The sequence below is a fragment of the Phytobacter sp. MRY16-398 genome, from assembly GCF_003925915.1.
Taxonomy (GTDB): Bacteria; Pseudomonadota; Gammaproteobacteria; order Enterobacterales; family Enterobacteriaceae; genus Phytobacter; species Phytobacter diazotrophicus.
The window spans coordinates 4,975,052-4,996,741 of record NZ_AP018756.1; the positions used below are offsets into that span (position 1 = coordinate 4,975,052).

18 protein-coding genes are annotated in these 21,690 nt (G+C 54.4%); 10 read left to right on the top strand and 8 right to left on the bottom strand.

Annotated features, from left to right (window positions below; translation table 11 throughout):
• Nucleotides 1-34 precede the first annotated feature (34 nt).
• The 4 genes from MRY16398_RS24295 to rluA all read left to right on the top strand — a co-directional run bounded on the left by MRY16398_RS24295 (nucleotide 35) and on the right by rluA (nucleotide 6,989).
• Complete coding sequence (locus tag MRY16398_RS24295; protein WP_125125342.1) at nucleotides 35-667, top strand: YdcF family protein; 633 nt, start codon at nucleotides 35-37, stop codon at nucleotides 665-667.
• Nucleotides 668-768: 101 nt separating this feature from the next.
• Entirely contained in the window at nucleotides 769-3,126 is a 2,358-nt protein-coding gene (gene polB / locus MRY16398_RS24300) for a DNA polymerase II (protein ID WP_125125343.1), read from the top strand.
• Nucleotides 3,127-3,411: 285 nt separating this feature from the next.
• Nucleotides 3,412-6,318: an RNA polymerase-associated protein RapA gene (rapA, locus tag MRY16398_RS24305; RefSeq protein WP_125125344.1), complete on the top strand. Its 2,907-nt coding sequence runs from the start codon at nucleotides 3,412-3,414 to the stop codon at nucleotides 6,316-6,318.
• Nucleotides 6,319-6,329: 11 nt separating this feature from the next.
• Nucleotides 6,330-6,989, top strand: coding sequence for a bifunctional tRNA pseudouridine(32) synthase/23S rRNA pseudouridine(746) synthase RluA (rluA, locus tag MRY16398_RS24310; RefSeq protein ID WP_125125345.1), 660 nt, complete (start codon nucleotides 6,330-6,332; stop codon nucleotides 6,987-6,989).
• A gap of 243 nt (nucleotides 6,990-7,232) precedes the next feature.
• On the opposite strand, the gene djlA is transcribed toward rluA, so the two are convergent.
• Complete coding sequence (gene djlA, locus MRY16398_RS24320) at nucleotides 7,233-8,048, bottom strand: co-chaperone DjlA (protein WP_039078331.1); 816 nt, start codon at nucleotides 8,046-8,048, stop codon at nucleotides 7,233-7,235.
• A gap of 195 nt (nucleotides 8,049-8,243) precedes the next feature.
• Between djlA and lptD the strand changes: the two genes are divergently transcribed.
• The 6 genes from lptD to apaH are packed head-to-tail and all read left to right on the top strand — an operon-like array spanning nucleotide 8,244 to nucleotide 14,959.
• Entirely contained in the window at nucleotides 8,244-10,589 is a 2,346-nt protein-coding gene (gene lptD, locus MRY16398_RS24325; RefSeq protein WP_107224013.1) for an LPS assembly protein LptD, read from the top strand.
• Between the two features lie 45 nt (nucleotides 10,590-10,634).
• Nucleotides 10,635-11,921, top strand: a complete 1,287-nt coding sequence (gene surA, locus MRY16398_RS24330) for a peptidylprolyl isomerase SurA (protein WP_039078329.1) — start codon at nucleotides 10,635-10,637, stop codon at nucleotides 11,919-11,921.
• The gene (pdxA, locus tag MRY16398_RS24335) at nucleotides 11,921-12,907 is read left to right on the top strand and encodes a 4-hydroxythreonine-4-phosphate dehydrogenase PdxA (RefSeq protein WP_107224015.1); all 987 of its coding nucleotides are present in this window, start codon (nucleotides 11,921-11,923) and stop codon (nucleotides 12,905-12,907) included. The genes surA and pdxA overlap by 1 nt, the downstream gene beginning before the upstream one ends.
• Nucleotides 12,904-13,725, top strand: a complete 822-nt coding sequence (rsmA, locus tag MRY16398_RS24340) for a 16S rRNA (adenine(1518)-N(6)/adenine(1519)-N(6))-dimethyltransferase RsmA (protein WP_039078327.1) — start codon at nucleotides 12,904-12,906, stop codon at nucleotides 13,723-13,725. The genes pdxA and rsmA overlap by 4 nt, the downstream gene beginning before the upstream one ends.
• 3 nt (nucleotides 13,726-13,728) lie before the next feature.
• The gene (apaG, locus tag MRY16398_RS24345) at nucleotides 13,729-14,106 is read left to right on the top strand and encodes a Co2+/Mg2+ efflux protein ApaG (protein ID WP_039078326.1); all 378 of its coding nucleotides are present in this window, start codon (nucleotides 13,729-13,731) and stop codon (nucleotides 14,104-14,106) included.
• Between the two features lie 4 nt (nucleotides 14,107-14,110).
• Nucleotides 14,111-14,959, top strand: coding sequence for a bis(5'-nucleosyl)-tetraphosphatase (symmetrical) ApaH (apaH, locus tag MRY16398_RS24350; RefSeq protein WP_071193628.1), 849 nt, complete (start codon nucleotides 14,111-14,113; stop codon nucleotides 14,957-14,959).
• Nucleotides 14,960-15,007: 48 nt separating this feature from the next.
• Here the strand turns inward: apaH and folA are convergent, their stop codons facing one another.
• From folA to fixC, 7 genes are all read right to left on the bottom strand, one after another.
• Entirely contained in the window at nucleotides 15,008-15,487 is a 480-nt protein-coding gene (folA, locus tag MRY16398_RS24355) for a type 3 dihydrofolate reductase (protein ID WP_039078324.1), read from the bottom strand.
• A 189-nt stretch (nucleotides 15,488-15,676) separates the two neighbouring features.
• Complete coding sequence (kefC, locus tag MRY16398_RS24365) at nucleotides 15,677-17,539, bottom strand: glutathione-regulated potassium-efflux system protein KefC (protein ID WP_071193627.1); 1,863 nt, start codon at nucleotides 17,537-17,539, stop codon at nucleotides 15,677-15,679.
• On the bottom strand, nucleotides 17,532-18,062 hold the full coding sequence (gene kefF / locus MRY16398_RS24370; RefSeq protein WP_039078322.1) for a glutathione-regulated potassium-efflux system oxidoreductase KefF: 531 nt from the start codon (nucleotides 18,060-18,062) through the stop codon (nucleotides 17,532-17,534). Before kefF ends, kefC begins: the two co-directional genes overlap by 8 nt.
• Nucleotides 18,063-18,286: 224 nt before the next feature.
• Nucleotides 18,287-18,520, bottom strand: coding sequence for a YgdI/YgdR family lipoprotein (locus MRY16398_RS24375; protein WP_039078321.1), 234 nt, complete (start codon nucleotides 18,518-18,520; stop codon nucleotides 18,287-18,289).
• Between the two features lie 103 nt (nucleotides 18,521-18,623).
• Nucleotides 18,624-19,955 carry an MFS transporter gene (locus MRY16398_RS24380; RefSeq protein WP_125125347.1) on the bottom strand — a complete coding sequence of 444 codons (1,332 nt, stop codon included), beginning with the start codon at nucleotides 19,953-19,955 and terminating at the stop codon, nucleotides 18,624-18,626.
• Between the two features lie 137 nt (nucleotides 19,956-20,092).
• A complete protein-coding gene (gene fixX / locus MRY16398_RS24385; RefSeq protein WP_125125348.1) occupies nucleotides 20,093-20,380 on the bottom strand; it encodes a ferredoxin-like protein FixX in 288 nt (95 codons plus the stop codon).
• Nucleotides 20,377-21,663, bottom strand: a complete 1,287-nt coding sequence (gene fixC, locus MRY16398_RS24390; protein ID WP_071193624.1) for an FAD-dependent oxidoreductase FixC — start codon at nucleotides 21,661-21,663, stop codon at nucleotides 20,377-20,379. The genes fixX and fixC overlap by 4 nt, the downstream gene beginning before the upstream one ends.
• Nucleotides 21,664-21,690: the final 27 nt, after the last annotated feature.

A 21,690-nucleotide genomic window follows, 5' to 3' on the forward strand; every position in this document is an offset into this window, starting at 1 on the left:
CTATGCGATACGGCAACCGGCGGGAGAAAAGTCAGTGAAAATAAAGGGAGCAGGAAAATGGATACTGCTGGGGCTCGTCACGGCGGCGTTCGTGATCATTTATAACGCCATCGCGATTTACCGCTTTAGCCAACAGGACCAGACACGCAAGGCAGATTGCGCGATTGTTGCCGGAGCCGGTATCAATAAAAAATCCCCCAGCCCGGTTTTTACCGCCAGATTAGACCACGCGATTTGGTTATATCAGGAAGGCAAGGTGAACTCGCTGATCCTGACAGGCGGTCTCAGTAATGGCGCAACCGAGCCCGATGCCGCCATCGCCCGAAATTACCTCTTAAATCGGGGTGTCCCTGAGTCGGTCATTTTTATCGACGAGCAATCTACCGTTACCCGTGAAAATATCCATAACGCCAAAATAATCATGACACGCCAGAATATGCAGACCGCGCTGCTGGTCAGCGATCCTTTGCATATGCTGCGCATGCGGCTTATCGCACACGATAACGATATTATGAGCTGGTCCTCGCCCACCACCACAAGCCGATATCGTTCCTGGCAAACGCAACTGCCTTTTCTGCTCAGGGAATCGTTCTACTACACCGGTTATCGCATACTGCGATATCTCCCGCATATTCCGATACAAAAAGTCGACCGCCAGCCCGGCTGAGTGCAGCGGCGGGCGGGCATCCGCATACCTGTACAAAAAATCAGTATCTCCGGGCAAACCAGGCTATAATCTCGCCGATAATGAGGCGATGAGAGAATGGTGTGACGCAAGCGCGAGAAGGCTTTTTACTGACCCGACACTGGCGGGACACGCCACAGGGAACCGAGGTGGAATTCTGGCTGGCGACGGATAACGGGCCGCTACAGGTCTTTTTGCCGCCACAAGAATCGGTTGCGTTTATCCCCAGTGCGCAAGTCAGCCAGGCACAGCGTTTACTCGCCGGAGAAAACCAGTACCGCCTCACGCCACTGCAACTTAAGGATTTCCACCGCCAGCCCGTTCACGGGCTATATTGTCGGGCGCACCGCCAGTTGATGCGCTATGAAAAACTGCTGCGCGACGGTGGCGTCACGGTTTATGAAGCCGACGTCCGCCCGCCAGAACGCTTTTTGATGGAGCGCTTTATTACCGCGCCGGTATGGGTGGATGGCGAGCCGTGCGGCGAGCAACTGACCAACGCGCGCCTGAAACCCAATCCGCATTACCGCCCGCCCCTCAAATGGGTCTCGCTGGATATCGAAACCACCCGTAACGGCGAACTTTACTGTATCGGGCTGGAGGGGTGCGGCCAGCGCACGGTCTATATGCTCGGTCCGGAAAACGGTGATGCCAGCGGGCTGGATTTCACTCTTGAGTATGTCGCCAGTCGTCCGCAACTTTTGGAAAAGCTCAACGCCTGGTTTGCGCAGCACGATCCCGACGTGATTATCGGCTGGAACGTCGTGCAGTTCGACCTGCGCGTGCTGCAAAAAAGCGCGGAACGTTATCGCCTGCCTTTATTGCTCGGGCGCGGCAATCAACCGCTCGAATGGCGCGAGCACGGGTTTAAAAACGGCGTTTTCTTCGCCCAGGCAACTGGTAGGGTGATTATCGACGGGATTGAAGCGCTTAAATCCGCTTTCTGGAATTTTTCCTCTTTTTCGCTGGAAACGGTATCGCAAGAGTTACTGGGTGAAGGCAAAGCGATCGATAACCCATGGGATCGCATGGACGAAATCGATCGCCGTTTCGCCGAAAACAAGCCCGCACTTGCCACCTATAACCTGAAAGATTGTGAATTGGTTACGCGCATCTTCCACAAAACGGACATCATGCCGTTCTTGCTGGAACGCGCTACGGTGAACGGTCTGGCGATTGACAGGCATGGTGGTTCGGTGGCGGCGTTTAGCCACCTCTATTTTCCACGGATGCACCGCGCGGGGTATGTCGCGCCAAACCTTGGTGATGTGCCACCGCAGGCCAGTCCCGGCGGCTATGTGATGGACTCACGCCCGGGCCTGTACGATTCCGTGCTGGTGCTGGACTACAAAAGCCTGTATCCCTCGATCATCCGCACCTTCCTGATCGATCCCGTCGGTCTGGTGGAAGGGATGGCGCATCCGGATCCTGAACACAGCACAGGCGGCTTTCTGGGCGCACGCTTTTCCCGGCAGACCCATTGCCTGCCCGGGATCGTCGGTCAAATCTGGCATGGCCGCGATGAAGCCAAACGAGTGGGAAACAAACCGCTGTCTCAGGCGCTTAAGATCATCATGAATGCGTTTTACGGCGTGCTGGGTACCAGCGCCTGCCGTTTTTTCGATCCGCGTCTTGCTTCATCGATCACCATGCGCGGCCACGAGATCATGCGCCAGACCAAAGCGCTGATTGAGTCTCAGGGCTATGACGTCATTTACGGCGATACGGATTCCACCTTTGTCTGGCTCAAAAAAGCACATAACGAGGCCGATGCGGCACGTATTGGTCACGAACTGGTGGCCTATGTGAACAACTGGTGGGAGGCACATCTGTCCGCTGAGCACTTGACCAGTGCGCTGGAACTGGAATTCGAAACCCACTTTTGCCGTTTTTTGATGCCGACCATTCGCGGCACAGAACAGGGAAGTAAAAAGCGCTACGCCGGATTGATACAAGAAGGTGAAGAACAACGGATGGTGTTCAAAGGGCTGGAGACCGTACGAACCGACTGGACGCCGCTGGCGCAGCAATTTCAAAAGACACTTTATTTGCGTATCTTTCGCAATGAGCCCTATCAGGACTATGTGCGCGAAACAATCGATAAGCTGATGGCAGGCGAGCTGGATGCGCTGCTGGTCTACCGCAAGCGCCTGCGCCGCCCGCTGGCCGATTACGAGCGTAACGTGCCGCCTCATGTTCGCGCAGCACGACTCGCCGATGAACAGAACCTGAAACGCGGCCGCCCGCCCCAGTATCAAAATCGGGGCACCATCAAATATGTCTGGACGACACAGGGGCCGGAACCGGTGGATTATCAGCAATCGCCCCTGGATTACGACCACTATCTGACCAAACAACTTCAGCCGGTCGCTGATGGAATACTGCCCTTCACCGACGATGATTTTGCTACACTACTGACAGGGCAACTGGGACTGTTTTGACTTCGTATCCGGCTGGCACAGTAACAGAGGGCCAGCCTTCGAGCCTCTGGATTGCGGGTTGCTTCACGGCCATTGTTGAGCTGGTTTTCGGTGTAAAGCGAACAAGGTGATCAACGTGCCAACAACGCGGTGACTTGCAAAACAACGGGCATAACGAGAGTGACGAAAGCATTGCCATCCAGTACCATAGCGCCCTTTCTATTCCTGGCCCCAAACTTAGCCGTCCGCCTGATTCTCAGGCGGTGACGAACTATTGCCTGCAATTTGAGATATAGAGTTCAATTTATGCCCTTTACACTTGGTCAACGCTGGATAAGCGACACGGAAAGCGAACTCGGACTGGGTACAGTCGTAGCGATGGATGCGCGAACCGTTACTCTGCTTTTTCCCGCGACGGGAGAAAATCGTCTGTATGCACGCAGCGATTCCCCCGTTACACGCGTCATGTTTAATCCTGGCGATACGGTAACCAGCCACGAAGGCTGGCAGCTGACTGTTGAAGACGTAAAAGAAGAAAACGGCCTGCTCGCCTATACCGGTACGCGCCTGGATACGCAGGAAACCAACGTCATGCTGCGCGAGGTCTTTCTCGACAGCAAACTGGTCTTTAGCAAACCGCAAGACCGCCTGTTCGCCGGGCAAATCGACCGTATGGACCGTTTCGCGCTGCGTTATCGCGCGCGTAAATATCAAAGTGAACAGTACCGTATGCCGTGGAGCGGGCTGCGCGGCCAGCGTACCAGCCTGATCCCTCACCAATTGCATATCGCCCACGATGTTGGCCGTCGCCATGCGCCACGTGTCCTGCTGGCGGACGAAGTTGGCTTAGGCAAAACCATTGAAGCCGGGATGATCCTCCACCAGCAGTTATTGTCTGGTGCCGCGGAACGTGTGCTGATCATCGTGCCGGAAACGCTGCAGCACCAGTGGCTGGTCGAAATGCTGCGTCGCTTCAACCTGCGCTTTGCGCTGTTTGATGACGAACGCTATGCCGAAGCGCAGCACGATGCCGACAACCCATTTGAAACGGAACAACTGGTGATTTGCTCACTGGACTTCGTGCGCCGTAATAAACAGCGCCTGGAGCACCTGTGTGACGCCGAATGGGATTTAATGGTGGTGGATGAAGCTCATCACCTGGTGTGGAGCGAAGAGGCTCCAAGCCGCGAATACCAGGCCATTGAACAGCTTGCTGAGCGCGTGCCGGGCATTTTGCTGCTTACCGCGACACCGGAGCAACTCGGCCTTGAGAGCCACTTTGCGCGCCTGCGCTTGTTGGATCCAAACCGTTTCCACGATTTCGCTCAGTTCGTTGATGAACAACAGAACTATCGCCCGGTTGCTGATGCGGTTGCCTTGTTACTGGCAGGCAAACGCCTGAATGATACCGAGCTCAATACGCTTAGCGACCTGATTGGCGAACAGGACATCGAGCCGCTGCTGCAGGCCGCCAACAGTGACCGTGACGACGCTGAGGCAGCGCGTCAGGAGCTGATTTCGATGCTAATGGACCGCCACGGCACCAGCCGCGTGCTGTTCCGTAACACCCGTAACGGCGTGAAAGGCTTCCCGAAACGCGAACTGCACACCATCAAGCTGCCGCTACCGACCCAGTATCAAACGGCAATTAAAGTCTCCGGCATCATGGGCGCGCGTAAAAGTGCTGAAGACCGCGCCCGCGATATGCTCTACCCGGAACAGATCTATCAGGAATTCGAAGGCGACAGCGGTACCTGGTGGAACTTCGATCCGCGCGTCGAATGGCTGATGGGCTATCTGACCAGCCATCGTTCACAGAAGGTTCTGGTGATCTGCGCCAAAGCGGCCACCGCGCTGCAACTGGAGCAGGTCTTGCGCGAGCGTGAAGGTATCTGTGCCGCAGTGTTCCATGAAGGCATGTCGATAGTAGAACGTGACCGCGCGGCGGCCTGGTTTAGCGAAGAAGACAGCGGCGCGCAGGTATTGCTGTGCTCTGAAATCGGCTCCGAAGGACGTAACTTCCAGTTTGCCAGCCATCTGGTGATGTTCGATCTACCGTTCAATCCGGATCTGCTCGAACAGCGTATCGGTCGTCTGGATCGTATCGGCCAGGCGCATGACATTCAGATCCACGTGCCTTATCTGGAAAAAACGGCGCAATCCGTGCTGGTGCGTTGGTACCACGAAGGTCTGGACGCGTTCGAACACACCTGCCCGACAGGGCGGACGATTTACGACAAGGTCCACACCGATCTGATTAATTACCTTGCATCGCCGGAAAATACCGACGGTTTTGATGACCTCATCAAGGCCTGCCGCGAGCAGCATGACGCGCTGAAAGCGCAGCTTGAGCAAGGTCGGGACCGTCTGCTGGAAATTCACTCAAACGGCGGTGAAAAAGCGCTGGCTCTGGCAGAAAGCATTGAAGAGCAGGACGATGATACCGGGCTTATCAATTTCGCCATGAACCTGTTCGATATCGTCGGTATCAACCAGGACGATCGCGGCGAGAACATGATTGTGCTGACGCCATCCGATCATATGCTGGTACCGGATTTTCCGGGCCTGCCGGAAGATGGCTGCACCATCACCTTTGAGCGTGAGGTGGCACTGTCCCGCGAAGATGCGCAGTTTATTACCTGGGAACATCCGCTGATTCGCAACGGGCTGGATCTGATCCTCTCTGGCGATACCGGTAGCAGCACCATTTCATTGTTGAAAAATAAGGCGCTGCCTGTCGGTACACTGCTGCTGGAACTGATTTATGTCGTTGAGGCACAGGCGCCGAAACAACTGCAGCTTAACCGCTTCCTGCCGCCGACGCCGATTCGTCTGCTGGTGGATAAAAACGGCACTAACCTTGCCACACAGGTCGAGTTCGAGAGTTTCAACCGTCAGCTCAGCGCGGTTAACCGCCACACCGGCAGTAAGCTGGTGAACGCCGTACAGCAGGATGTACACACCATTCTGCAAAAAGGTGAAGCGCAGGTCGAAAAAGCCGCACAGGCATTGATCGACGCCGCGAAGCGCGAAGCGGATGAAAAACTGTCAGCGGAGCTGTCGCGCCTCGAAGCCCTCAAAGCCGTTAACCCGAATATTCGTGATGACGAGCTGAGCGCTATTGAGAGCAACCGCCTGCAGGTGCTGGAAAGCCTTTCTCAGGCAGGCTGGCGTCTTGACGCGCTGCGTCTTATCGTTGTGACGCATCAGTAACGGAGCAGGCTATGGTAATGGAGTCCTACAATCCGCCTCAGGATCCCTGGCTGACCATCCTCTATCAGGATGAGCACATTATGGTGGTCAACAAGCCGAGCGGCCTGTTGTCTGTGCCAGGGCGTCTTGAAGAGCATAAAGACAGCGTGATGACGCGCATTCAGCGCGATTTCCCGCAGGCGGAATCCGTGCATCGTCTGGACATGGCGACCAGCGGCGTGATTGTGGTGGCTCTGACCAAAGCGGCGGAGCGCGAGCTCAAGCGCCAGTTCCGCGAGCGCGAACCGAAAAAGCAGTATGTGGCGCGCGTTTGGGGACACCTGGAGCACGAAGAGGGGCTTGTCGATCTGCCTCTGATTTGCGACTGGCCGAATCGTCCGAAGCAGAAAGTCTGCTACGAGACCGGTAAACCCGCGCAGACCGGGTATGAAGTGCTGGAATTCGTCGCCGACAATACCACGCGCGTGCGGCTTAAGCCGATTACCGGTCGCTCGCACCAATTGCGTGTGCATATGCTGGCGTTGGGGCATCCGATTCTGGGCGACAGGTTTTACGCGACGCCAGAGGCTCTTGCTCTGGCGCCACGCCTGTTACTGCATGCGGAAACGTTGACGATAACCCACCCGGCGTATGGCAACAGCATGACGTTCAGGGCGCCGGTGGATTTTTGACTTAACGCGGCTTACGGTCCCGGATGGCGGCTGCGCCTTATCCGGGTTACCGTCAAAACCAGCAGGTAGCCCGGGCGAGGCGTTTTACGCCGACTCCCCGGGGTTACCAGGCCATCGACGGCGGGCGTCAGCGGCGCAGGCAGATTATTCACGGCCTGCGCACAACAACCGGAGCGGACTCAAAGTACGTGAGGATTGCGAGCACAGCCCGGGGATAATCTGGCAAGTAAGCTAGCCCGCAACTTACTTAAACCCTTTCTGCTCTTTAATGAGCTCATAAGCCTTCTGAATCTCCTGCGCTTTCTGCTTCGCCATCTCCATCATCTCCGGCGGCAGCCCTTTCGCCACCAGCTTATCCGGATGATGTTCGCCCATCAGCTTACGGTAGGCGCGCTTAATGGTGGTGGCATCATCCGTTGGCTTCACACCCAGCACATTGCAGGCATCTTCAAGCGTAGGGCCGCGTTGCGCCTGCTGCTGCCAGCCGCCGCCCGCTTGCTGCTGATAGCCACCGCCAAACTGCGCCCCACCCTGCATCATACGTAAAAACTGATCGAACTGACCACGAGAGATCCCCAGTTCTTCGGCAATGACGTACAGCACTTCGCGCTCATTAGGATGCAGCGAGCCATCAGCGAATGCCGCCTGAATCTGGATTTCCAGGAACATTCTGATTAAATCAAAGCGTCCGAAGCAAACACTGCGAAACTGACGCATTTTTTCACGTAATGGGTAGTTATCCGCTTTGCCCACGCGAAACGCCTGCTGCGCCGCCGCGCGTGAGTCACCGTGCAGGTTCATCCGGTCCATAAACAGACTGGCAACCTGAATATCGGCCTGCGTCACGCGACCTTTGGACTTTGTTAAATGGCCCATCACCTCGAAGGTGGTGGCAAAAAAGAGCGTCTGACGTTCCCGTTGATTGGCAAACCACGCCATTTTTCGGCTGCGAGCCTTATCAAACATATGGCCGATTAACAGCCCGAGAACCGCGCCCCAAAAGCCTCCGCCCATGATCAGAGCGAAAACCACACCAACCACTTTTCCCCAATACTGCATATACTCCCCAAATCGTCATGCCGTCGGCTAAAATTTGCTTTATCATACCCGTCATTCTATGCCGTGCACAGGCACAGTCTTCTCTGACCTGGCTCGAAAACGGGCAGGATTAACTAGCGCTGCGAAGATGAGTACGTTAGTCTCTGACCGTTTGCCAGCGTAAAGCCACAGATGACGGAACAACAAATACAACGTATGAAAAAACGTATTCCCACCCTCCTGGCCACAATGATCGGCACAGCCCTTTATAGTCAACAAGGGATGACAGCCAGTCTCGCCTCGCAATGTATGCTTGGCGTTCCGAGCTATAACCGTCCATTAGTGACAGGCGATACTAATAATCTGCCTGTGACCATCAATGCCGATGACGCCAAAGGTAACTACCCTGACGACGCCAATTTTAAAGGCAATGTGGATATTAATCAGGGCAATAGCCGCCTGCGTGCTGATGAAGTTCAACTTCACCAGAAACAGGTGGAAGGCCAGGCTGACCCGGTGCGTACAGTGGATGCACTGGGTAATGTGCACTACGACGACAATCAGGTCATCCTGAAAGGTCCGAAAGCCTGGTCAAATTTAAATACGAAAGACACCAACGTCTGGCAAGGCGACTACCAGATGGTGGGGCGCCAGGGACGTGGTGATGCAGACCTGATGAAACAGCGTGGCGAAAACCGTTACACCATCCTTGAAAACGGTTCATTCACCTCCTGCTTACCGGGTTCAAATACCTGGAGCGTCGTGGGTAGCGAAGTCATCCATGACCGTGAAGAACAGGTCGCAGAGATCTGGAACGCGCGCTTTAAACTCGGCCCGGTGCCGGTTTTCTACAGCCCGTACCTGCAATTGCCGGTGGGTGATAAGCGCCGTTCTGGTTTCTTGATTCCAAATGCCAAGTACAGCACGAACAACGGCTTTGAGTTTTATTTGCCGTACTACTGGAATATCGCCCCCAACTTCGATGCGACCATCACACCGCACTACATTCAAAAACGCGGCAATACTCAGTGGCAGAACGAATTCCGCTACCTGACGCAAGCGGGAACAGGTCTCATCGAATTTGATTATCTGCCGTCGGATAACGTCTATCAGGACGACCATTCTTCTACCGAGTCGAATCGCCATCGTTGGTTGTTCTATTGGAATCACTTTGGCGTGATGGACCAGGTTTGGCGTTTTAACGTCGATTACACCAAAGTCAGCGATCCATACTATTTTACCGACTTTTCGTCGAAATACGGTACCAGTACTGACGGTTACGCCACCCAGAAATTCAGCATGGGTTATTGGCTGGAGAATTTTAACGCCACCGTATCGACTAAACAGTTCCAGGTATTTAACCGGCAGAACAGTAATTCCTACGCCGCAGAACCACAGCTAGACGTGAATTACTACAAAAACGACCTGGGTCCGTTTGACGCACATATCTATGGCCAGGCGGTGCATTTTGCTAACACCAACGGAAATTATCCTGAAGCCACGCGTGTTCACCTTGAACCAACATTAAATCTGCCGCTGTCGAATAACTGGAGCAGCCTCGATACTGAGGCGAAGCTGATGGCGACTCACTATCAGCAAACCAATCTTGATGCCTACAACGCGGCGAACGGTACTGATTATAAAGATTCCGTTAATCGTGTGTTACCGCAGTTTAAGGTCGATGGGAAGCTGATTTTCGAGCGTGATATGACTCTGGCGGAGGGGTATAGCCAGACGCTGGAGCCGCGCGCGCAGTACCTTTACATACCATATCGCAACCAGAGCACTATCAAAAACTACGACTCCTCCCTGCTGCAATCCGACTACAGCGGCCTGTTTCGCGACCGTACCTACGGCGGTCTGGATCGTATCGCATCGGCAAACCAGGTTACCACCGGCGTCACATCCCGTATTTATGATGATGCTTCTGTTGAACGTTTTAACGTTTCTGTTGGTCAAATCTACTATTTCACACAGTCACGCACTGGCGATGACAACATAAATTGGGAGAAAGACAACAAAACGGGTTCACTAGTATGGGCGGGAGATACCTACTGGCGCATTTCGGATCGCTGGGGCTTGCGTGGCGGCGTGCAGTATGACACGCGTCTGAACAATATCGCTAACGGTTCCACATCAATTGAATATCGCCGCGATGAAGACCGTATGGTACAGCTCAGCTATCGCTATGCCAGCCCGGAATACATCCAGGCAACACTGCCGAACTACGCAGCCTCGGAACTCTATAAAGACGGCATTTCGCAAGTTGGTGCCGCAGCAAGCTGGCCGATCGTCGACCGCTGGTCTGTCGTCGGGGCTTACTACTACGATACCAATACAAACAAGCCTGCCGACCAGATGTTAGGTCTGCAGTATAACTCCTGCTGTTATGCGATTCGCGTTGGGTATGAACGCAAAATCAACGGCTGGGAAAACAACCAAAGCAAGTATGACAACGTCATCGGTTTTAACATTGAGTTGCGCGGTTTGAGCTCAAATTACGGTCTGGGCACGCAACAAATGTTGCGCTCGAACATTCTGCCGTACCGTAGCTCATTATGATGTGGTTGATTTGCAAAGTTATCGGTTAATTGAAATGGAAAAAGTATGAAGAACTGGAAAACGCTGCTTCTCGGTATCGCTATGGTTGCGAATACCAGTTTCGCTGCACCGCAAGTTGTCGATAAAGTAGCTGCCGTCGTGAATAACGGCGTGGTGCTCGAAAGCGACGTTGATGGTTTGATGCAATCCGTGAAACTTAACGCGGGCCAGGCGGGTCAACAATTGCCTGATGACGCTACGCTGCGTCATCAGATTCTTGAACGTCTGATCATGGATCAAATCATTCTGCAAATGGCGACGAAAATGAACATCAAGGTGACCGATGATCAACTCGATCAGGCCATCGCCAATATCGCCAAACAAAACAATATCTCCATGGATCAGATGCGCAGCCGTCTGGCTTACGACGGTGTGAATTTCAACACCTACCGTAGCCAAATCCGCAAAGAGATGATCATTTCCGAAGTCCGCAACAACGAAGTTCGCCGCCGCATTACCGTGCTGCCGCAGGAAGTTGAAGCGCTCGCGAAACAAGTAGGCAACCAAAACGACGCCAGTACCGAACTGAACCTGAGCCACATTCTGGTTCCGTTGCCGGAAAACCCAACCTCTGACCAGGTAAATGAAGCAGAAAGCCAGGCACGTTCTATCGTTGACGAAGCGCGTAAAGGCGGCGATTTCGGTAAACTGGCAATTACCTACTCTGCCGACCAGCAGGCGCTGAAAGGCGGCCAGATGGGTTGGGGGCGTATTCAGGAACTGCCGTCAATCTTCGCTCAGGCGCTTAGCACGGCGAAAAAAGGCGACATCATTGGCCCCATCCGTTCAGGCGTTGGCTTCCATATTCTGAAAGTGAACGATCTGCGTGGCCAAAGCCAGAGCATATCCGTGACCGAAGTTCACGCTCGTCACATTCTGCTGAAACCGTCGCCAATCATGAGTGACGACCAGGCTCGCGTGAAACTGGAACAGATCGCGGCTGACATCAAGAGCGGTAAAACCACCTTTGCTGCAGCGGCAAAAGAGTTCTCTCAGGATCCAGGCTCTGCCAATCAGGGCGGCGATATGGGCTGGGCGGCAGCGGATATCTACGATCCGGCATTCCGTGATGCGTTGATGAAGCTTAACCGTGGTCAGATGAGCGGCCCGGTACACTCCTCCTTTGGCTGGCATCTGATTGAGCTACTGGATACCCGTAACGTCGATAAAACCGATGCTGCGCAAAAAGATCGTGCTTACCGCATGCTGATGAACCGCAAATTCTCCGAAGAAGCGGCAACCTGGATGCAGGAACAGCGCGCCAGCGCTTACGTTAAAATCCTGAGCAACTAATGAACGCACATCGTGTCGTTATCACTCCCGGCGAACCCGCCGGGATTGGTCCTGATTTAGTCGTACAACTCGCCCAGCGTGACTGGCCCGTAGAGTTAGTGGTGTGTGCAGATCCAACGCTGCTCACCGAGCGTGCGGCGCTGCTGGGTTTGCCCCTCGTCCTGCGCGAGTACCACGCCGGACAACCGGCCCGTGCACAACAGGCAGGCAGCCTCACCGTATTACCCGTTGCACTCAAAACGCCAGTTGTGCCAGGCGAGCTGGACGTCAACAATGGACCATACGTGGTCGACACGCTGGCCCGTGCCTGCGATGGTTGCCTGAGCGGCGAGTTTGCTGCGCTGATCACCGGCCCCGTGCATAAAGGGGTGATCAACGACGCGGGTACGCCGTTTACCGGACACACCGAGTTCTTCGAAGAGCGTTCGCGCGTCAGCAAAGTCGTGATGATGCTGGCAACAGAGGAACTCCGCGTTGCGCTGGCCACGACCCATCTGCCCATCAAAGCGGTTGCCGAGGCCATCACGCCAGATTTGCTGCGCGACGTCATCACCATTTTGTATACCGATTTGCAGCAAAAGTTTGGTATCCGCCAGCCACATGTTCTGGTGTGCGGCCTGAACCCACACGCCGGGGAAGGCGGACATATGGGCACCGAAGAGATCGATACGATTATTCCGGTTCTTGATGAAATGCGCACAAAAGGCATGAATCTTAGTGGTCCACTGCCTGCCGATACGCTTTTTCAGCCTAAATATCTTGATAATGCCGACGCCGTACTGGCGATGTACCACGATCAGGGCCTGCCCGTGCTAAAATACCAGGGCTTTGGCCGTGGCGTGAACATCACGCTCGGTTTACCTTTTATTCGTACATCTGTTGATCATGGCACCGCGCTGGAACTGGCGGGCCAGGGAAAAGCCGATGTCGGCAGTTTTATCACGGCGCTTAATCTCGCCATCACCATGATTGTTAATACTCAATGACTAATCGAGTCCATCAGGGCCACTTAGCCCGTAAACGCTTCGGGCAAAACTTCCTCAACGATCAGTTTGTGATCGACAGTATTGTTTCAGCTATCAATCCGCAAAAAGGCCAGGCGATGGTCGAAATCGGCCCGGGCCTTGCCGCGCTGACCGAGCCGGTAGGTGAACGTCTGGATAAGCTCACCGTTATCGAGCTGGATCGCGATCTGGCTGCGCGTCTGCAAACTCACCCGTTTCTCGGGCCAAAGCTGACGATTTTTCAGCAAGATGCGATGACCATGAATTTCGGCGAGCTGTCGCAGACTATGGGTCAGCCGCTGCGCGTATTTGGCAACCTGCCTTATAACATCTCCACGCCGCTAATGTTCCATCTGTTTAGCTATACTGATGCCATTGCCGACATGCACTTTATGTTGCAAAAAGAGGTCGTCAATCGTCTGGTTGCAGGGCCAAACAGTAAGGCGTATGGTCGTTTAAGCGTCATGGCGCAATACTATTGCCAGATTATTCCGGTGCTGGAAGTGCCGCCAACAGCCTTCACCCCACCGCCTAAGGTGGATTCCGCTGTCGTGCGCCTGGTACCACATCGCACGTTGCCACATCCGGTCAAAGAAGTCCGGGTGCTGAGTCGGATCACGACGGAAGCCTTTAACCAGCGCCGTAAAACGATCCGCAACAGCCTTGGCAACCTCTTCTCCGTTGAGGTATTGACGGAGCTGGGCGTTGATCCGGCGATGCGTGCGGAAAACATCTCTGTTGCGCAGTATTGCAAGATGGCGAACTATCTGACTGATAATGCGCCGCCGAAGGAGAGTTAAGTCATGATCAATTCGCCCCGAGTTTCTGTTCAGGTGCAAAGTGTCTATATTGAATCGCAATCTTCACCCGATGAAGAACGCTATGTTTTCGCTTACACCATCACTATTCGGAATCTGGGGCGAGCGCCGGTCCAGTTGCTTAAACGGTACTGGCTTATCACCAACGGGAATGGCCGTGAAACTGAGGTTCAGGGTGAAGGTGTGGTCGGCGTTCAGCCGCACATTGAACCCGGCGGAGAATATCAGTATACCAGCGGTGCGGTAATTGAAACGCCGTTTGGTACCATGGAAGGCCATTATGAAATGATCGATGCGCAAGGGAAGGCGTTCCGCATCGCTATCCCGGTCTTCCGACTTGCCGTTCAAACACTAATCCACTGAGACAATGTCTACATATCTTATTGGCGACGTTCATGGTTGCTATGATGAACTGCTCGCATTGTTAAATCAGGTGCAGTTTGTACCTGGGCAGGACACCTTATGGTTAACGGGTGATTTAGTCGCGCGCGGCCCCGGCTCGCTGGATGTATTGCGCTACGTTAAATCGCTGGGCGACAGCGTTCGCCTGGTCCTCGGCAACCACGATCTGCACCTGCTGGCGGTGTTTGCCGGCATCAGCCGCAATAAACCCAAAGATCGGCTTAATTTGCTTCTGGAAGCGCCCGATGCCGACGACCTCATCAACTGGCTGCGTCGTCAGCCGCTGTTGCAGGTCGATGAGGAGAAAAAGCTGGTGATGGCCCACGCGGGTATTACGCCGCAGTGGGATCTGGAGACGGCTCAGCAATGCGCACGCGACGTTGAAGCCATTCTCTCCAGCGACTCCTACCCGTTCTTCCTTGACGGGATGTATGGCGACTATCCGAACAGTTGGTCAACGGAACTGAGCGGAATGGCACGGCTGCGTTTTATCAGCAATGCCTTTACGCGGATGCGCTACTGTTTCCCGAACGGGGAGCTGGATATGTATTGCAAAGATGTTCCGGAATACGCACCGGCACCGTTGAAGCCCTGGTTTACCATTCCCGGACCTGTCTCGCAGGCGTACAGCATCGTGTTTGGTCACTGGGCATCACTGGAAGGGAAAGGCACGCCAGAAGGCATTTACGCACTGGATACCGGCTGTTGCTGGGGCGGCACACTAACCTGCCTGCGCTGGGAAGATCAAGCCTGGTTTGTGCAACCGTCGAACCGTCAGATGGATTTAGGTGAAGACGAGGCGGTCGCCTCTTAAGAAGATACGCTGTCGCCCCGGCGCGCAACGCGCTACCGGGGCAGACAATTACCGACGTTCCAGAATCTCGAAGCAATAGCTATGAGAATTCTGCTCATCCGCATCGTTAAACTCGCTAAATACCGACTCCCAGTCATCCGGATCGTAATCCGGAAAATGGGTATCCCCTTCGACTTCGGCATCAATGTGCGTCAGATAGAGCTTTTGTGCCTTCGGCAGGAACTGCTCATAAACACGGCCACCGCCGATCACCATGATCTCTTCCGCGTCACCGCACTCGGCAATCGCCGCGTCAACCGAGGTGACCCACTGTACGCGATCGTCAGTGCCTGGCTTGCTGCTGATGACAATGTTTTTACGACCTGGCAGCGGGCGCCCAATCGACTCCCATGTCAGGCGTCCCATAACCACAGGTTTGTTTAGCGTATTACGTTTGAACCAGGCGAGATCGGCAGGTAGGTTCCATGGCATGGCATTCTCCATGCCAATGACGCGATCCACCGCTAACGCCGCAATCAGACTGATCATTGATAATTTCCCGGATGCAAAAAATTGTCGCCACTATACGGAAAGCGCATTCTTTCGTCGACTGGCGACAGGGTAAAGAGACAGAAAATTTTCGTAATCTGTAAGCAAACCCGCGCTGCACGATCGCATACCTTGCTTTCCACTTTTTCGCGAAGCAAACCCTTAACCGTCAATCAGCCGTAACACGCGCTATGGCTGTGGTTTCGCCTCAGGTTCATCGGCGACATCCCCCGTGTGACGGCCCTCTTTGGTCCCCTGCCAGCCATGGCGCTGGACCACGGACAGATGCGCCCGGTCTTCGCTGATAATCTCCGTCAACATCGCACTGGTGCGTTTAAAGACGTCCGCTCTGGCCTGAGCGGTGTTATCCACTCCGGCCATCTCTTCAACCATCTGGGTGTTGAACTGGCGGAAAAGGTCGGCACGCTCACGCGCCTCATAAGGCCCCAGACCTAACCCTTCGAGCGCCATTCGCCCGGCTTTCAACGCCGCTTCAAATGTTTCACGCTCCGGCTTCTCAACACCCGCCTGGCGCAGACGAATGTAATGATCGACGTCGCGGGCACGGGCAATAATACGCAGCGCCGGGAAATGGGTTTTCGCCAGCTCAGTAAGCTGGAGATTGGCCTGCGGATCGTCAATCGCGTTGATCAGCACTTCGGCTTTTCCGGCACCGGCTGACTCCAGCAGATCCACGCGCGTCGCATCGCCATAAAAGACCTTCATGCCGAATTTACGCAGCGTTTCAATGTGGTCCGGGTCGTGATCGAGAACAACCATTTTGACTCCACTAGAGAGTAGCAGACGCCCGGCAATTTGGCCGAAGCGGCCGAATCCGGCCACAATGACCCGCGGTTCATCTTCGTCAATCTCATCGGCTTCACGCGCTTGCCCGGTGGCAGCGCTTTCCAGACGCGTCAGCAGGACTAACAGCACAGGCGTCGCCGCCATGGACAACGCCACCGCCAGCGTCAAGGCTTTGACCCACTCCGGGTCGAGCACGCCTGCCATTTGTGCTGCACCAAAAACCACAAACGCGAACTCACTGCCCTGCCCCAGCAGTGCCGCAAACCAGCGCCGCTGTTTGCCTGGCACACTCAGCGGGCGAGCAATCAGCCACAGAACGAGGGTTTTAATCACCAGGAAACCGACCAGCAAAAGCAGGATACGCAGCGGATGAGTGACCAGGGTGCCAAAGTCTATCGACATACCGACACCGATAAAAAAGAGCCCCAGCAGCAGACCTTTAAAGGGTTCAATATCGCTTTCCAGCGCATGACGGTATTCCGAGCTTGCCAGCAGCACGCCAGCCAGGAACGCCCCCATCGCCATGGAAAGGCCAGCCTCTTCCAGCAACAAACCGAAGCCGAATACCAGAAACAGCGCCACGGCGCTGAACACTTCACGTAATCCGGAGCGGGCAACAAAACGCAGTGCCGGACGCGCGACATAGCGCCCCAGCACGACCACCAGCGCCAGCGCGCCAACCACTTTCAACGCCGACAAGGCAAACGCCCCCACCGTTGTGGATGCGCCACTGCTGGCCAGTAGCGGAATCATCGCCACCAGTGGAATGGCCGCGATATCCTGGAAAAGCAGCACGGAAAAGGCACTACGCCCCATTTGCGAAACGGTCAGGTTACGCTCATTCATCGCCTGCATGGCAATCGCGGTTGAGGAGAGCGCCAGCGTCAGGCCGATAAGCAGCGCCACCGGCCAGTCGAGCCCCAGCACCATACAAAACGCCCCCAACAAAACGCCGCAGGAGGCCATTTGCAACGCGCCGCCGCCAAAGACGGACACGCGCAACTTCCACAGTCTCTGGGGATCCAGCTCAAGGCCAATCACAAACAGCATCAACACCACGCCGATTTCAGCGAAGTGGAGGATAGATTCAGCGTCAGTGACCAGGCGTAAGCCCCACGGACCAATAATACAACCGGCGATCAGATAACCCAGCACGGACCCCAGCCCCAGACGTACCGCGATCGGTACGATGAGCGCGGCTGCCCCCAGGTAAATCAGCGCCTGAATAAGCGTATGACTATCCATGGTGGGTCTCCTGCCAGTCGAGCAACAATTGTTTGTAGCGACGGGCCTGCGCCTGCAGAGTTTCGTCGTCGCAAATGAAGGTGCAGTGAGTGGCAAACGGCGGCAACCAGTTCATCCCGCAATAGAGCGCCGTGGCCTGTAATGGCTGTCCCAGAACATCAAAGCCAGGGTGTGAGCCAATATCAAAGTGCTGATCCCCACCGCCCGTGGTCACGGCCCATAACAGACTTTTCCCCTGCAACGCACGCGCGCCATGGCCATATGCCCAGCCGTGGGCCAGGACTTTATCAATCCATAATTTGAGGAGCGGCGGTACACTGTACCATTGCATGGGATGTTGCCAGACAACCAGGTCAGCGCGACGCAATGCCTCCTGCTCGGCGGCGATATCAATATTGAAATCGGGGTAGAGGTGATAAAGAGAGCGAATTTCCACCCCCTCCAGAGTCCCTGCATGCTCAATCATCCGCTTATTCGCATGGGAATACTGCGGATAGGGATGGGCATAAATTATCAGAATCATCGATTAACCTGTTTTCACTGCACACTTTTTTCTTTGAGTGTAGACAGTTAATCGTCGTGCTAACAGCGACAATCTGTGCGGGATTAGCAGGCACCAGCACAGCACCTGTCAGAATAGCGGCTAAAACAGCGAGAAGGGCTGGCGTTACCGGTCTGCCGCCACCGAGGGGTGAGACAAAAAAAGTCCCGCGCTAATGGCGGGACGCTTTCTGACACGGAGTGAAATTAATTGTCCAGTTCACTCATGTTCTTCACCTGGTCGCGGTTAATCTGCTCGGTTTTACCCGTTTCCGCATTTTTGTAAGAGACCAGGCCGGTGTCGCTATCGATTTCCGGTTTGCCATCAGTCACGATTGTTTTGCCATCGGTGGTTTTTACGGCCTGATTGGATGAACAACCAGCAACGGTAAAGAGCGTGGCAGCCGTAAACAGTGACGTTAATAACAGTTTCGTTCGCATGGTGTTCTCCCCTGCTTTTCAATCGTTTTCAGTTAAATACAGGGTAACTTTAGACTAACTGACTGACCTTAAAAGAAAATACAGAACACTCTGAAGGTTTGACTTAATTCAGGGACTTGCGTCGAATCGTCATACTCCCCGTCTGAGCAAGCGTCAAACCACGCGTCTCCGGTGCAAAAGCGATGGAGATGAGCAGGCCAACGAGCGAAATTCCCGCCCCCATCAGCATGACGTAACTGATCCCATATTTAGTGATAAAAATCGGCAGCGCCCAGGCTGAAAGAATGGTACCAATCCGGCTCAGGGACATGATGACGCCAACGGCAGAGGCGCGAATATCGGTCGGGAACAGCTCATTCGGGTAAAGCCACTGGAGGTTTCCTGGCCCGCCGGAGAAAAAGGCATATACCGCGAATGCCGCAACCACCAGCCAGATACCCATTTCAGGGATCAATCCCAGCACGGCCAGCGCCAGTGTCATCATCATAAAGCTGCCGATCAGCAGCGGTCGCCTCCCCATGCTGTTCAGCCAGTACATCGGTGGAATGCAGCCCAGCATAAAAAACAAGCTGATCACCACATTGCCCAGCGCCGCGCTTTTCCCGACGCCCAGCCCCAGCAGGCCAACAATCTGCGGACCAAAGGTATAGATGGCGAACATCGGAATAACCTGGCACGTCCAGATAGCGGCGACAAACAAGACAAACGGGAAGTGACGACGATTAAACAGTTGTAAGAAGCGAGTTTCTTGTGGTGGTTCATCATCGAACGCTACCGGCTCGCCAAACAGTTTAATCATTATCTCCTCACACTCTTTCACCCGCCCTTTACGCAGGAGCCAGCGCGGAGATTCTGGAAGATCAAAACGCCCAATCAGGATCATGATACAAGGGATTACCGCACTCCCCAGCATCCAGCGCCATCCGCCGTCCACATCGTACAACCAATAACCGACCAGATCGGCACAGGTCGCGCCGACATACCACATCGCAGCAATAAAACTGATTGAGAAAGCTCGTTGGCGGGTACTGGAAAATTCAGTGATCATGGAGGTTGCGATAGGGTAATCCGCGCCAATCACCACGCCAATCAGTACTCGCATAATGAGCAATTCCATGGGCGAGGAGACAAACATCGTGGCCACCGATATCACCCCAATGGCAATGATATCGATGAGGAACATTTTCCGTCGCCCCACTTTGTCTGAGATGTAGCCAAACAACGAGGTGCCGACAAACAGACCCGCTAGCGTTCCCGCCCCCAACAATCCCAGCCACTGTGCATCCAGCTTTAATGCTGGCGTGAGTTGCTCCAGTGCAACGCCAATCATGACAAGCACATACCCATCCAGGAAAGGTCCGCCGCTTCCCCACAACATGATTCGACGGTGAATAGATGAGAATTGGATATCATCAAAATTTCTGATCTGCTGCATGGTTATGTCCTGTCTCAACGGCAAAATACGAGGTTGGTCACCTCAAGTGCCGAATGGCCCGGCAAAAGCACCTTCTCCAGCCAATACTTCACGTAATTTTTATAGGCCGGATAAATCTCTGTTATCCGGCACCGGTTTTAGCCGTAGCGAAACTCCACACCAAACGTACCGCGTGGGTAGTCCCATTTTTCGAGGACCGTATCCAACCCCAAAATCCGACAGGTACCGCACTCCAGGCATCCGGCGTAATCAAAACGCACGCTGCCGTCATCCTGCTTTTTGTACAGGCCCGCAGGACAGGTTTTAACTAACACCTCCAGCACCTGCTTATCGGGGTCGGTTTTTAAAATGATGTGTGGGTTTTCTTCATCCACATTGAATTTGTTAACACCCAGTTTGATGTCCACATTGACGGGGGAAGTCATAGTACAGTCGCTCCTTTTAGACCATCCTTTATCAAGTTGATAAAACCTACCTTTTTGGCATGACGAAGGATTTTCTTACGCATTGCTACCGGGGCGGTACCATCGACGGTAAACAGATCGCGTGCCACGCCAACCGCCATTTCCGGGTAACGGGTAAACATGCGCGGGTTATCGAGGAAGGCAGGTAAACGCTGATACATACGCATATCTCGCATCGGACCGTCATCAAGGCGCTGACGATAAGCCGAAAGCCCCTGACGGCTGAAATTGTTACTTTGCATCGCGGAAAGTACCGTTTTCGCGGCGGCTTCCCCTGCCGCCACGGCCAGGTCCATGCCACGAATGGTGAAACCAAGATTCATACACATGCCGGCGGCATCACCCGCGATCAGTACACCGTCGCCAACCAGTTCAGGCTGCATATTCATCCCGGATTCCGGAACAACATGAGCGGCGTATTCCACCATTTTTCCGCCGCTAATCAACGGCGCGACGGCAGGGTGCTGTTTAAAATCCTCCAGCATTTGCGGGACTGATTTTTTGGCCTCTTTGAGATGATGCAGACCGCATACTAACCCAAGCGAAACTGTCGTTTGATTGGTATAGAGGAACCCGCCCCCCATCAGGCCATCTGTCGGTGCGCCGGCAAACAACCAGGCCGCCCCTTCGTTGCCCCGTAACTGAAAACGATCTTCAATGACTGTTTTTGGCAATTCGATGAGTTCTTTAACCCCAACCGCAACATTCGAAGCCGTAACGCGTTTCGCCATGCCCAGTTGTTCAGCCAGCAAGGAGTTCACACCGTCCGCCAGAATCACGACTTTCGCTTCCAGAATGTCGCCATCGGCTTCCACGCCAACCACTTTGCCATCACGTTGCACAACATTGTCAACGCGGATCCCGGTGATCAATTGCGCACCCGCCTCTTCTGCCTGCTCCATCAGCCAGGCATCAAATTTACTGCGTAAGACGGAATAAGAGGCTTGCTCAGGTTCACCATGATCGCCGTTGAGGTAATCTACCGTCATTGCTCCCTTATCGGTCATAAACGAGAGCTTTTCATGTGTAATCAGGCGTTCGACGGGAGCATGCCCGGCAAAACCGGGAATAATACGTTCGAGACTATGGGCGTAAATACGCCCGCCAGTTACATTTTTCGCTCCGGCGGAATTGCCCCTCTCAATCACCAGTACTTGCGCACCTTCCCTGGCAAGCACCAGCGCTGCCACCGAGCCCGCCACCCCCGCCCCCACGATGATGGCGTCAAAAATATCTTCTGACATAAAAACTCCAGAAATTACCTGTAATAA